The sequence below is a fragment of the Ralstonia sp. AU12-08 genome, from assembly GCF_000442475.1.
GTDB classification, from domain to species: domain Bacteria; phylum Pseudomonadota; class Gammaproteobacteria; order Burkholderiales; family Burkholderiaceae; genus Ralstonia; species Ralstonia insidiosa.
Genome location: NZ_ASZV01000025.1, coordinates 63,100 through 75,765, shown reverse-complemented (window position 1 = coordinate 75,765; position 12,666 = coordinate 63,100). Strand labels below are relative to the sequence as shown.

Below are 12,666 nucleotides of genomic sequence, written 5' to 3'. Positions count from 1 at the left end.
TGCGCCCCTTGCCATTCAGCCGGCTCCCCGTCGGCTACGACATGGTTGGCTGGATATACAGCTCCGGGTACAGATCCTCGAAATTCTTTCCCTGAGGATTCGACTTGTCGGCGCCGTAGGGCACACGGTCCTGCACGCCAATATCCGAGATGCGGAAGATATAGGTCAGGCGCGTGCTGTCCTTGGCGGTGCTTGGCAGCGAGCTGTGCCAAGTCAAGGAGTCGATCGCATAGAGCTCAAACAACCCAGATTCCGATTCCACGTGATCGTTCGGATCGAACTGTGGATAGTGTTCGGTTGCCACCTCGTAATGGCCAAACGCGTTCTTCGTTGTCTTTGGCAACCCCAGCTTGTGCGTGCGCGGGTAGATGCGGACGCCGCCAGCCTCGCCGTTCAGATTGTTGGTGAGGTTGAGCCAGAACGTGAGCTGTTTTTCGCTCTGCAGCAGATAGGGGAAATCTTGATGGATGGGGAGGTTGTACCGGTAGTTTTCCTCGCCCGGGGGAAATACATGCAGGGTCTCGCCGTTGTAAGGGCGGACCAGAATGGAAGGGTCTTCGGGCTTGCCGAAGAAGCGTTCCGCGATCTGCTGAATCTGCGGGTTGAAGAACAGGCGCATGCCGGACATGAGCCGCATCGGTCGGGTTCCAATGTCATAGACCCGGCCCAGCAGCTTGCGATCCTTGGCGTTGATTTCCAGCATCACCTGTTGGAGATGGCGCTCCGCCGTGATCGCATCCCGATTCGTGACGGCGTCTCGCAGCAGGCGTTGGGGCGTGCTGTCAAACCGCGTGTCATCTTTCACCAGCACCAACAGGTAGTTGCAGATATCGAAGAACAGCGCTTCGATGTCGCTTTGCAGGGCGTCGGTCGGGACGACCCGTTCCCATCCCTCTTCGGTCAGCGAACCCGTTGTCATGGTCTTGGGCATGATCGTCTTCGCGTACGGTTCAGTAGGTGTCTTTGATGATGTAACCGCCCGGGTTATCGGAGAACGGGAATTTCTGAATCTTCGGCGCAATCCCACGCGCTCTGAAGAATTCATCCACGGCAGAGGCTTCACCGGGGAAGACATCGAAGCCGTATTCATCCAGCAGTAGGATGCCGCCTCTGACCAGTCGATCCCACAGGTGCTCCAGGCCAACCTTGGTGGGCTCGTACAGATCAGCGTCCAGGTGAAGGAGCTTGATCTTGGTGCCCGGGTTGTCGCTCGCATACTGCGGGACGGTTTGCCGGATGTCGCCTTCGATGAGCTTGATCCGCGGCTTGTGCGGCGCAAACCGGTCATGGTCGAAGACGTTGATCAGATCCAAGAGTTCTTCGCGATACTGGGCGGAAGACCATCCGCCTTCGACCTTGTCGTTGATGGCCTTGCGTGCGCCGTCCTTCTCATGAAAATCAGGAAAGCCAGCGAAGTTATCGAACCCGATGACATCGAAGCTTCTGTCGTAGGGCGCAAAGATTTCAGTGAACTGCGCAAATCGGAGCAGCGATTCGCCTTTGAAGACGCCAAATTCGACGATATGGCCAGGCAGGTCGTTGACCAGCTTGTAGATCTCGTAATGGCAGATGAGCTTGGCAAGCGCGCGGCGGTTGACATACCGCAGCAGACCGCCGAATCGGAATGCATCGCGGTTCTTGTCTTCGACCTGCCTTGCGACCAGAGAGAACATGGCCTCTTCGACAAAGTTGTTGTCGGGGCAAGGTGCTGGCGTCTTTCGTTCCATGGTTCTGTCCATTGGGTTTCTGGGCGCATGCAGCGATGCCGCATGATGCAGCGGTAGTATCGGTCCGCACCCAGGATTCTTGAGGCAGCTTGACGAGGTGGCTGTGCGTAGCCGGTGCAGAAGGCTATCGGCTTGGTGGCGTTTCACGACGCCGCCCAGCGCTCCTCCGGTTTTCATCCCACGCCGGGAACACCGTCGAGCGCTTCACTACACCATAGGCAAAGCTCGTGTCGATGGCGGCAATGCCCGGAATGGCATGCAGTTGGCTGCGCACGAACTGCTCGTAGTCCTGCAGGCTTTCCACCAGCACGCGCAGCAGGTAGTCCGCTTCTCCGGTCAGCACGTAGCAGTCCAGGATCGCATCGATGGCGCGGATGCGGTTCTCGAAGGTCGCGACCACCTCCCGCGTGTGCTGCTGCAGACGAATGTGGACGAATGCCGTGACCGGCAGACCGTACGCTTCTTCATCGACGATGGCCGTATAGCCGCGGATCACGCCTGCCTCTTCCAGCAACCGCAGCCGTCGCAGGCAGGGGGAGGGCGACAGGTTGACCCGCTCCGACAACTCCTGATTGGTCAACCGGCCCTCCTTCTGGAGGGCGGCGATGATCTGCCTATCCTTCTTGTCCACACGATTCTCCTGGATCCTGAATTGGCAGACTCTGCCAATTCGAGTCGTAGTATTGGATGAAAGAACAAGATACTACTTTTTATGCTGGGGCATTCTGTCGTCATTCAGAAATCGAGGATGACGACATGCGCGGTTCGACATTGACGGCGGGAACGGGTGGTCTGGCTGGACGGGACGCCACCCAGACCAGTCCGCTGATCGGGTATGCGGCGATGGTGCTGACGGTGCTGATCTGGGCCGGGTTTGCGCTGTCGATTCGCGCCATTGGTGCTTCGCCGCTGGCACCGGCCGATGTGGCGCTCATCCGATTCGGTCTGCCGACCTTGTTGCTGCTGCCGTTTCTGCCGTCACGCTGGCCGATGCTGCGGCGTGTGAAGCCGCTTAGCGCGCTGATGGTCCTGGTGGGCGGTGGCCTGCCGTTCTTCTTCATGGCGTCTGCCGGCGGTAAGGTGACCTCCGCCGCTCACGTGGCTGCGCTGATTGCGGGCACCACGCCGTTGTCGGTGGCGCTGATCGCCTACGCGCTGGATGGCCAGCGCATCGGCGCGGCGCGGGGGCGGGCCATCGCGATCATCCTTGCGGGCGTGGTGCTGTTGCTGGTGTCGCAAACGCATGCGTCGCACGGTGCGTTCGTCGGCGGGGCAGCGCTGCTGTTGCTGGCCAGCCTGCTCTGGGGCAGCTACACGCTGGGGCTGCGTCGTGCCGGGCTCGATGCCATCGGTTGTGCGCTGCTGCTGAGCGTGCCTTCGTTCCTGCTGCTCGTGTTGCTGGTGAGCCTGGGCGTGGTCGACAGCCACATCGGACAGTTCTCCATGACCAGCGCCATGCCGTTCCTGCTGGCCCAGGGCCTGGGGGTGGGCGTGATCTCCAGCGTGTCGTATGCGCTCGCGATCCGTCATCTGGATACGCCGCGCTGTTCCGCGATTGGCTCGATGGCGCCCGCGCTGGCGTGCCTTGGGGCTGTGCCCCTGCTTGGTGAATCGCTGACCCTGACCGTTGTGTGCGGCATTGCTGCGATCACCGCAGGCGTGATCCTCGCAAACCGCGCTTAAGCGCATCGCCTCGTTCTTCTGGAGACCACACCCATGCTTACGACGCTTGCCACTGTCACCCCGGACCCGCTGTGGGGGCTGACTGCCGCTTTCCGTGCTGACCCACGACCCAACAAGGTCGATCTCGTGGTGGGCGTCTACCGCGATGAAACCGGGCGGACGCCGGTCATGGCCGCTGTGAAGATGGCAGAGGAGCGCTTGGCCGCTGCCGGGGCCTCCAAGGCCTACCGCGGGTTGGCGGGCAATACCGAGTTCAACGCCGGTCTGGCAGCCCTGCTGCTCGGGCACGACGCGGGGCGCCTGGCGCGCCAGACCACGATGCAGACCGTGGGCGGGACCGGCGCACTGCGACTGCTGGCCGACTTCATCGCCGTGGCGTCGCCCGGCGCGCGCGTGTGGGTGTCCGACCCCGGCTACGTCAACCACGTGCCCATCATGCGGGCGGCAGGACTGATGGTCGAACGCTACCGCTGGCAGGCCGACGGTGGTGTGCTCGACGCTGACGCCGTTCTCGCGGATCTTGCCGCCGCCCGTGCAGGCGATATCGTGCTGCTGCACGGTTGCTGCCACAACCCGACCGGCATCGACATGGGGCTCGGGGTTTGGCAGGCCGTGGCGGAGCGCTGCGCAAAGCAGGGCCTGGTGCCACTGGTCGACATGGCCTATCTCGGGCTTGCTGAAGGCCTGGAGCCGGACACCCAGGGCTTGCGGCAACTCGTCGATGCGCTGGACACGGTGCTGGTGGCGGCGAGTTGCTCGAAGAGCATGGGACTGTATTGCGAGCGCACTGGCGCTGCGATGGTGATCGGCAAGAACATGGTCACGCTGCAACCGGTAGGCGGTGTGCTGGAGCGCATCACGCGCAGCAACTATTCGATGCCGCCGGACCACGGCGCCGCCATCGTCGCCGCCATCCTTGCCGATGCCACGCTGACAGCGTGCTGGCGCGACGAGCTGGAGCACATGCGTCAGCGCATCGTCGGCAACCGGCGTCGGCTTGACGACGCACTGGCCAGCCTGGGAGCGCCTGCCGTGCTGCAGAACCTGTCGCGGCACAAGGGCATGTTTTCCATGCTGCCGCTGGATGCCGATGCCATGGAGCGCCTGCGCGTGGATCACGCCATCTATGGCACCCAGGGTGGTCGCATCAACATCGCAGGGCTGGCGCCGGAGCAGATCGGCCGGGTGGCCGATGCGCTGGTCGCCGTGGCCTCTGAAACGGCAGGTACGCCTGCCTGACCAGCATCAAAGGCAGGGGCCGCTATCGACGCGGCCCCTGTTGCGTTGCGTAGCCGCCGTTACTTCGCCTTGAACCCCGGTAATCCGCTCGCCAGCTTGCTATGCGCCAGCGCGACCGCGTTCTGCACAGCGGTCTGGAAATCGCCGTGCAGATCTTCAACCGGAATGCTGCGGCGGAAGAAGTCGGCCCACACGAACTCTGCAAACGCCGTGGGCGTCTTGTCATAGCCGCCCGCATTGCGCACGTATCCGGCGAGCGACCGATAAGGATCGTCGATCAGCTTCTCCAGGCTGTCAGGAACGGACGCGTAGTAGTGCCGCACGCCATGCTCATCCAGAGGATGGACCCAGCAGCTCTTGTCCATGGCTTTCCAGAAATCCTCGATGGCGTGATCGGACAGATCGGCTTCGACCTCGAAGTAGCCGACGCTCACGCCGGCTTCCAGCGCCGCGCGCCCGAGGTGGTGGTGATCCGTGATGTACAACTTGCTGCCCGGCCCGAGCACAGCGGGAATCGGATGCGCCTGCATGAAGGCCTGCTGGTCTTGGGGCGCAAGCGACTGGAGATGCTTCTTCTTGTCCTGGACTTCGATCATGCCCACGGTGAGTTGCGTGGGGCGCAGGTCGTGGATGGGCGATTCGTGGATCTTGGGCATGGTGGTTCCTCTATGGTTGCTGCCGGCGCCCGACGCCGGCCATCCCACAGCAGCATAGCAAGCGAGGGCGCGTGTAGTGTTCAGCGCGCGTTCACGTGGCCCGCGCGCGAGCCCGTTCCTGGAGGGCGAGCCTGATCTGCGGCAAGACGATGCCCTCAAGCCCGGAAACCGCGTGTGCCTGCCCCCAGATCTGTTCGTCGATCGCTGCAAAGAAGAACGGAACGCCGTGATTCAGCAGAATCCGGCGCCCATCCGGACGCTCGCCGCCGGCCCATGCAAGCGTGGGCGGCAGATCTTCGGGCCGGATTCTTGCTGTGAAGCCGCCCAGCTTCAGCTGCACATAGTCGATCTGATCCAACTCGGGCAGCGCGGTCTTCATCTTTGCCATGCGGCCGAAGTATTCGGCTTGGTAGCCCCGGCAGGCAGGGCAATTGATCGCACCTGCATAGACCAGCGCGATGCGCGAGTTGGCACGCGCCTGCAGCTTTCCGCTGGCACTGAAGCTACCCACGCTGCCTTTGCCGAGGACGCCTTGTGCGCCGTCCTGGAGCATCTTTCGTGCGGCAGCCTGTGTTGCGGCAGCTTCGTCCGCAGTGATGCGTGTCATGCGCACATTGACCGTGCGGCCGTTCGGATAGCGAAGCTCGCCCAGCAATGATGTGTCGCCGGCGGTCAGCACCACACGGATTCTGGAGTTCACGATAGATGAAAACTCCAACTGCAGATGGTCACCCTCGACAAAGCCGGAGACATCATGCACGTCAGACAAGGCCGCTGCCTCTACGAGCCCGTAGCGCATCTTGCCGACCACGAGCTTGCCATCCTGCAATGCCGCGCCGTCGAGCAGCAACAACCGCTCCTTGGCTTCACCGATGACGGTGACCAGCCAATAGCCATTGAGCGCATCGCCGATCAGGTCGGTCGCGGCGGTGGGCCCGGCCACGACCAAGCCTGCTGCACACCCGAGTACAAGAAACTGGCGTCGACGCATGGCGGCCTCCTCTGCGCATCCAGACCCAGCGGATCGTAGCGCTGGCCGTTTTGGGCGGCGATCCTCCGTTGTGAGGAAGGCTACTGCCGTCGCGCCATCGCCTGCATGGCCGCATCGACAAACCTTGCCGCGGCAAGTTCGCCAGCCATGGGTGTGGCGGCCTTGGCACAGTCGGCAATCACGTGGCACAGCGATTCCGTGTCTTCCCGGCAGGCGCGCAGCAGCGGCATGGCAGCCCCGGCGGCCGAGCCGAAGTGGATGACCGCCAGTCGCATCAGCTCTACCTTGACGACGTTGGGCAGCACGTCGGCCAACTCGGGCGAAATGGGCGTCTGAACTGTTGGCGCGAGCGAGGGCAGCGCTTTGGGAGGCGCAACGGGTGCGAGACGCGGCTCGTTGGCCGCTGGCACGTCAACGGGTGCGGCTACGGCTTGCAGGCCGAGCGTCATGCCGGTCAGCGGCGGTAGTTCGTCGTAGATGGGCGATATGGACGATAGGGCGCCGTGCCCGTGTTCGGCGTCATCGTCCAGCAGCGGGCGGTTGAAGTAGGCGATGGGGTCGAAGGCATCAACGGGTACCGCTGGGGCGGGCACGTCTTCCCGCGCGATGCCGGGCAGCACGTCGACCATCCCAGCCAGTTGCAGCCCCGCAAGCAGTTCATCCAGATCGGCCCAGTCGCCCAGCAACTGGTGCAGTTGCCCGACCGTGCGGGCACCATCGATGAGGATGAGCAGATGGCGCTGGCGCATCTGCATGTCATGGCGGTGCGCGGCCAGGGCCTCGCGCCCGTCCTCCGTCTTGATCAGGACGCTCGTCGTAGCAAGCATGTTGACTCCCCGTTAAGCAGCAAGCCCGGCCTCTTGTGTGCCGGTGCAAGCTGTACGTTAGTCAGCACTTTCGAGCGATGCCATCGTACGATTGGCGGAGATTGTTAAACCCGAGGCGAACGATTGGTCTAGCTCCGCCAGGATTCCAGCGCCGGCGCGGCTTCTCCAGGGGTGCTGTTTTGTGCGGCCAGCGTGCGGGCGTAGCTCACATACCACGCCAGCACGTCCGGATTGGCCATGGCGTCGGGGTTGGCGATGCGCTCGGGCGGGGCGCCCAGCAATAGCTTCTTGATCGGCACCTCCATCTTCTTGCCCGACAGCGTGCGCGGCACGCCCGGCGCCTGCACGATGACGTTGGGCACATGCCGCGCCGACAATCCAGCCTTGATGCGGGCATTGATCGTGGTGCGCAGCGTGTCGTCCAGCACGGCACCTTCGCGCAAAACGACGAACAGCGGCATGAACGACTCGCGCCCGAGAAACTCCAGATCAACGACCAGGCTGTCGAGCACTTCCGGCAGATCCTCCACCACACGATACAGCTCTGCCGTGCCCATGCGGATGCCGTGGCGGTTGATGGTCGCATCCGAGCGGCCATAGATGATGGCGCCGCCGCGCGGGGTGATCTTGATCCAGTCGCCGTGGCGCCACTGGCCGGGGTACATGTCGAAGTAGCTGTCGCGGTAGCGGCTGCCGTCGGTGTCGCCCCAGAAGAAGAGCGGCATCGATGGGATGGGCGCGGTGCAGACCAGTTCGCCCACGGCATCAATGAGCGGTTGGCCGGCTTCGTCCAGCGCTTCCACGCGGGAGCCAAGGTTGCGGCATTGCATTTCACCCGCATAGACGGGCAGGGTGGCCACGCCACCCACAAAGCAGCCGGCAAAGTCGGTGCCGCCGGAAATCGGGTTGAGCCAGACATCGGCCTTCACGTGGCGGTAGATCCAGTCGTACGCCTCGGCCGAGAGGGGTGAACCGGTGGAGCCGATCGCGCGTAGGTTCGACAGGTCGAAATCCCGTCCTGGCTCGATGCCGGCCTTCAGGCAGTTGGCGAAGAACGCCGCGCCTGCGCCAAAGAACGTCACGCCTGCGTCCTGTGCGAATTGCCACAGCGTGTTGAGGTCGGGCGTGCCGGGGTTGCCGTCGTAGATCGCGAGCGTGACGCCACCGAGCAGCCCGCTCGCCTGCGAATTCCACATGACCCAGCCGGTGCTGCTGTACCAGTGGTAGACGTCGTTGGGGCCGAGGTCGAGGTGCAGCGCGCCCATCATCGTTTGCACCAGCAGCAGGCCGCCATGGCCGTGCACGATGGGCTTGGGCATGCCGGTGGTGCCGGACGAATACAGAATCCACAGCGGGTGATCGGCCGCCACGGGTGCAACGGCGAGCGGCACATCGTTAGCCGTGAGATCGCGCCAGTCCTTGGCCTGCGGGAAGCGTGCGCGGTTGATGTCGCCGAGCAGTTGCGGCACGAGGACGAGGTGTTCGACCGTCGGTAGCGCAGCGACCATCTCTGCGACCACGTCGGAGCGGTCGAACGCGCGGCCACCATAGTGATAGCCATCCACCGCGATCAGCACCTTGGGCTCGATCTGCCGGAAGCGATCGGTGACGGCCACCTGGCCCATATCGGGCGCGCAGACGGACCAGATCGCCCCCACGCTGGCGGTGGCGAGAAACGCGATGATCGCGTCCGGCGTGTTCGACAGGTACGCCGCCACGCGGTCGCCGGGCTCCACGCCCATCTTGCGCAAGGCATCGGCCAGCGAAGCGACGCGCTGGCGCAGCTCGCGCCACGACAGGTCCGCCAGGGGTTTGGTCTCGCTCGCGTAGCGGATGGCGGTGCGGTCGGGGCTGCCGCCTTCTTCCACGTGCCGCATCACCTGGTCAACGTAGTTGAGCTTGGCGCCCACCAGCCATTGCGCGCCAGGCATCGTGCGATCGCCGAGCATCTTGGTGAAGGGCGTGGAGGCGCGCAGGTCGAGGTAGTCCCAGACGGAAGTCCAGAACGCTTCGAGTTCGGTGGTGGACCACTCCCAGAGCTGAGCGTAGCCCTCGGGCGTGGTGGCAGAGAACCGCAGCCCGCGTTCGCGCGCGAGCCAGTTGAGGTAATGCGTCAGGCGCGAGCGCGCAATGAAGTCAGCCGATGGCGTCCACAGCAGGGCGCCTTCCTGGATGGTGCTCATGTGTCTCCTCCGCCGCTAGGCAAGGGGGGAGGCCGCCCGCTCTATCTATGCGGCGGGTCGGCCGTGTGGGTTTGCGGCTTAGATGCCGCCCATGCACAGGTATTTGAGTTCGAGGTATTCGTCGATGCCGTAGACCGAACCTTCACGGCCGAGGCCCGATTGCTTGATGCCGCCGAACGGCGCCACCTCGTTCGAGATCAGCCCGGTATTGATGCCGACCATGCCGTATTCGAGCTGCTCGGCTACACGCCAGATGCGGCCGATGTCGCGGCTGAAGAAGTACGAGGCGAGGCCGAATTCGGTGTCGTTGGCCAGGCGCACGACTTCCGCTTCGTCCTGGAATTTGAAGATGGCGGAGACGGGCCCGAAAGTCTCTTCGCGTGCGATCAGCATGTCGGGCGTGGCGTCGGCCAGCACGGTCGGCTCCACAAAGCGCTGCGAGCCGAAGCCCTGCATCAGCTTGCCACCGGCGGTCAGGCGCGCGCCTTTCTGCGTCGCGTCGTTGATGTGGCGCTGCACCTTCTCCACGGCCTGGTCGTCGATCAGCGGGCCTTGCACCACGCCGGTGTCGAAGCCGTTGCCGACCTTGATGCCCTTGACCTTGGCCGAGAGCTTCTCGACAAACGTGTCATACACCGAGGCGTGCACGTAGAAGCGGTTCGTACACACGCAGGTCTGGCCCGCGTTGCGGTACTTCGATTGCACTGCGCCTTCCACAGCGGCGTCGATGTCGGCGTCGTCAAACACGATGAACGGCGCGTGGCCACCCAACTCCAGCGCGACTTTCTTCACCGTCGGCGAGCATTGCTGCATCAGGATGCGGCCCACCGGCGTCGACCCCGTGAACGACAGATGCCGCACGATCGGCGATTCGCACAGCGCTTTACCGATGGCGATTGAACGGTCGGCATCCCCTGTCACCACGTTGACCACCCCCTTGGGAATGCCCGCGCGGTGCGCCAGTTCGGCCATCGCCAGTGCGGACAGCGGTGTCTGCTCGGCAGGCTTGATGACGATGGTGCAGCCCGCCGCCAATGCCGGCGCCACTTTGCGGGTGATCATGGCGAGCGGGAAGTTCCACGGCGTGATCGATGCGCACACACCTACCGGCTGCTTGAGCACCACCATGCGCTTGTCGCGCCATGTGCTGGCCATCACGTCGCCCGAGACGCGCTTGGCTTCTTCGGCAAACCATTCGATGAACGACGCGCCATAGACGATTTCGCCCTTGGCTTCGGCCAGCGGTTTGCCTTGCTCGGCGGTCATCAGCGCAGCGAGGTCGTCGGCGTTGGCGATGAGCAGGTCGAACCAGCGGCGCAGGATGATTGCGCGATCCTTGCCGGTCAGCTCGCGCCAGGCTGGCCATGCTGCGTTGGCGGCGTCGATGGCCCGCTGCGTTTCGGCGTGCCCGAGGTTGGCGACGTCAGCCAGATGCGCGTTGGTCGCAGGGTCGTGAACGGCGAAGGTAGCGCCGTCCGCTGCGCCTACCCAGGTGCCGTCCACATAGGACTGCGTTTTGACGAGGGTGCGGTCTTTGATGCGCTCCAGCGCGTTGGCGGTGCGGGAAGAGTCGAGTGCTTCGGCCATGGCGGTCTCCGAAAGGAAAGAAGGCAGACCGGGAGGCCTGCCTTTTAGATGCAGCAGTCGCTTAACTCGCTAAGAATAACCGAACGACCGTTCGCTCGCAGACTGCGCCGCCAAGCCTTGTGGCTATTGGAAGAGCGTGTCCCACATGGTGTCGACCTTGGCCTTGACGGCGGCATCCATGACGATGGGCTGGCCCCATTCGCGGGTGGTTTCACCGGGCCACTTGTTGGTGGCGTCGATGCCCATTTTGGAGCCGAGACCGGACACCGGCGAGGCGAAGTCGAGGTAGTCGATGGGCGTGTTCTCGACCATCACCGTGTCGCGCGCCGGGTCCACGCGCGTGGTGATCGCCCAGATCACTTCCTTCCAGTCGCGCAGGTTCACATCGTCGTCCACCACCACGATGAACTTCGTATACATGAACTGCCGCAGGAAGCTCCATACGCCAAACATCACGCGTTTGGCGTGGCCGGCGTACTGCTTCTTCATGCTGACCAGCGCCATGCGATAGCTGCAGCCTTCGGGCGGCAGGTAGAAATCGGCAATCTCCGGGAACTGCTTCTGCAGCAGCGGCACGAACACTTCGTTGAGCGCCACGCCCAGCACGGCCGGCTCATCGGGCGGCTTGCCTGTATACGTGGAGTGATAGATCGGGTCGCGCCGCATGGTGATGCGCTCGACCGTGAAGACCGGGAACCAGTCTTGCTCGTTGTAATAGCCAGTGTGATCGCCGAACGGGCCTTCGAGCGCGTGCTGATAGCCGCTCGGGTGCGTCGGGTCCGGCTGGATGTGGCCTTCGAGGACGATTTCTGCACCGGCCGGTACCTGCAGTTGCGCCTGCGCCAAGGATGGTGTGAGGCACGTCGCGAGTTCGGTCCTGCTGCCACGTAGCAAGCCCGCGAACTGGTATTCAGACAACGTATCCGGCACTGGCGTTACCGCCCCGAGAATAGTGGCCGGGTCAGCTCCCAGCGCCACCGCAATCGGGAAAGGCTGGCCCGGGTTAGCGATGGCGTGCTCGCGGAAATCCAGCGCGCCGCCCCGGTGCGCCAGCCAGCGCATGATGACCTGGTTGCGGTTGATCACCTGCTGTCGATAGATGCCCAGGTTCTGCCGTTTCTTGTGCGGCCCGCGCGTGATGACCAGCCCCCACGTGACGAGCGGTGCTGCATCGCCCGGCCAGCACGTTTGCACGGGAATGCGCGAGAGGTCGACGTCATTGCCCTCCCACACGATCTCCTGGCATGCCGGCGACGACACCTTGCGCGGGGCCATGTCCCACACGGCCTTGGCCATCGTCCACAGCTTGCCGGCCTCGCGCAGGCCACGCGGCGGCTCGGGTTCCTTCAATGCGGAGAGCAGACGACCCACGTCGCGCAGTTCGTCGAGCGACTCGGCGCCCATGCCCAGCGCCACGCGGCGCGTTGTGCCAAACAGGTTGGCGAGCACAGGTATGTCGTACTTGCGCGTGCCGTCCACCGGCTGTTCGAAGAGCACCGCTGGGCCCTCGGCACGCAGCAGACGATCGCAGACTTCGGTCATTTCCAGCCGCGGCGAGACCGGTTGGCGCACCCGGCGCAGCTCACCGGCGCGCTCCAGTTGGGTGAGGAAGTCACGTAAGTCCCTGTATTGCATGGATTTTTGTAACTAAAGGTAAGGGGTAGGGCACCTATTGCGCACATCGCGGGGCGGTCAGACGGCCGGCTCAGCACGATTTTTTTGGTGTAGGCGGGGTGGCCGGGATTGTACGGCCAAAACTTCGCGGCACCCTGA

General features: G+C 63.8%; 11 protein-coding genes. 2 read left to right on the top strand and 9 right to left on the bottom strand.

The window, feature by feature from the left end; genetic code table 11:
- Nucleotides 1-34 precede the first annotated feature (34 nt).
- From C404_RS44410 to C404_RS44405, 3 genes are read right to left on the bottom strand one after another with little or no spacing between them, the layout of a single operon-like run.
- Nucleotides 35-931 carry a phytanoyl-CoA dioxygenase family protein gene (locus tag C404_RS44410; protein WP_021195266.1) on the bottom strand — a complete coding sequence of 299 codons (897 nt, stop codon included), beginning with the start codon at nucleotides 929-931 and terminating at the stop codon, nucleotides 35-37.
- Nucleotides 932-950: 19 nt separating this feature from the next.
- Nucleotides 951-1,904: a TylF/MycF/NovP-related O-methyltransferase gene (locus C404_RS0130010; RefSeq protein ID WP_080981158.1), complete on the bottom strand. Its 954-nt coding sequence runs from the start codon at nucleotides 1,902-1,904 to the stop codon at nucleotides 951-953.
- A complete protein-coding gene (locus C404_RS44405; protein ID WP_021195264.1) occupies nucleotides 1,852-2,358 on the bottom strand; it encodes an Lrp/AsnC family transcriptional regulator in 507 nt (168 codons plus the stop codon). The genes C404_RS0130010 and C404_RS44405 overlap by 53 nt, the downstream gene beginning before the upstream one ends.
- 125 nt (nucleotides 2,359-2,483) lie before the next feature.
- Here C404_RS44405 and C404_RS44400 point away from each other — a divergent pair, with 125 nt between their 5' ends.
- Nucleotides 2,484-3,410 carry a DMT family transporter gene (locus C404_RS44400; RefSeq protein WP_021195263.1) on the top strand — a complete coding sequence of 309 codons (927 nt, stop codon included), beginning with the start codon at nucleotides 2,484-2,486 and terminating at the stop codon, nucleotides 3,408-3,410.
- A gap of 33 nt (nucleotides 3,411-3,443) precedes the next feature.
- Nucleotides 3,444-4,649 (top strand): aromatic amino acid transaminase, encoded by a 1,206-nt coding sequence (locus C404_RS44395; protein ID WP_021195262.1) that lies wholly within the window; start codon nucleotides 3,444-3,446, stop codon nucleotides 4,647-4,649.
- 59 nt (nucleotides 4,650-4,708) lie between these two features.
- Here C404_RS44395 and C404_RS44390 read toward each other — a convergent pair whose 3' ends face one another.
- From C404_RS44390 to ubiD, 6 genes are all read right to left on the bottom strand, one after another.
- Complete coding sequence (locus C404_RS44390; protein ID WP_021195261.1) at nucleotides 4,709-5,305, bottom strand: ParB-like protein; 597 nt, start codon at nucleotides 5,303-5,305, stop codon at nucleotides 4,709-4,711.
- A 91-nt stretch (nucleotides 5,306-5,396) separates the two neighbouring features.
- Nucleotides 5,397-6,296, bottom strand: a complete 900-nt coding sequence (locus C404_RS44385) for a hypothetical protein (RefSeq protein ID WP_152524446.1) — start codon at nucleotides 6,294-6,296, stop codon at nucleotides 5,397-5,399.
- A gap of 80 nt (nucleotides 6,297-6,376) precedes the next feature.
- Nucleotides 6,377-7,123 (bottom strand): hypothetical protein, encoded by a 747-nt coding sequence (locus C404_RS44380; RefSeq protein ID WP_021195259.1) that lies wholly within the window; start codon nucleotides 7,121-7,123, stop codon nucleotides 6,377-6,379.
- Nucleotides 7,124-7,251: 128 nt separating this feature from the next.
- Entirely contained in the window at nucleotides 7,252-9,306 is a 2,055-nt protein-coding gene (locus tag C404_RS44375) for an acetoacetate--CoA ligase (protein WP_021195258.1), read from the bottom strand.
- Between the two features lie 78 nt (nucleotides 9,307-9,384).
- Nucleotides 9,385-10,893: an NAD-dependent succinate-semialdehyde dehydrogenase gene (locus tag C404_RS44370; RefSeq protein ID WP_021195257.1), complete on the bottom strand. Its 1,509-nt coding sequence runs from the start codon at nucleotides 10,891-10,893 to the stop codon at nucleotides 9,385-9,387.
- A gap of 123 nt (nucleotides 10,894-11,016) precedes the next feature.
- On the bottom strand, nucleotides 11,017-12,528 hold the full coding sequence (gene ubiD, locus C404_RS44365) for a 4-hydroxy-3-polyprenylbenzoate decarboxylase (RefSeq protein WP_031329456.1): 1,512 nt from the start codon (nucleotides 12,526-12,528) through the stop codon (nucleotides 11,017-11,019).
- Nucleotides 12,529-12,666 lie beyond the last annotated feature (138 nt).

Coding starts and splice junctions, on each gene's coding strand:
- C404_RS44390 (WP_021195261.1), bottom strand. CDS start 5,305: ATGCCCAAGATCCACGAATCGCCCATCCACGACCTGCGCCCCACGCAA.
- C404_RS44375 (WP_021195258.1), bottom strand. CDS start 9,306: ATGAGCACCATCCAGGAAGGCGCCCTGCTGTGGACGCCATCGGCTGAC.
- C404_RS44380 (WP_021195259.1), bottom strand. CDS start 7,123: ATGCTTGCTACGACGAGCGTCCTGATCAAGACGGAGGACGGGCGCGAG.
- ubiD (WP_031329456.1), bottom strand. CDS start 12,528: ATGCAATACAGGGACTTACGTGACTTCCTCACCCAACTGGAGCGCGCC.
- C404_RS44400 (WP_021195263.1), top strand. CDS start 2,484: ATGCGCGGTTCGACATTGACGGCGGGAACGGGTGGTCTGGCTGGACGG.
- C404_RS0130010 (WP_080981158.1), bottom strand. CDS start 1,904: ATGAAAACCGGAGGAGCGCTGGGCGGCGTCGTGAAACGCCACCAAGCC.
- C404_RS44410 (WP_021195266.1), bottom strand. CDS start 931: ATGCCCAAGACCATGACAACGGGTTCGCTGACCGAAGAGGGATGGGAA.
- C404_RS44370 (WP_021195257.1), bottom strand. CDS start 10,893: ATGGCCGAAGCACTCGACTCTTCCCGCACCGCCAACGCGCTGGAGCGC.
- C404_RS44395 (WP_021195262.1), top strand. CDS start 3,444: ATGCTTACGACGCTTGCCACTGTCACCCCGGACCCGCTGTGGGGGCTG.
- C404_RS44385 (WP_152524446.1), bottom strand. CDS start 6,296: ATGCGTCGACGCCAGTTTCTTGTACTCGGGTGTGCAGCAGGCTTGGTC.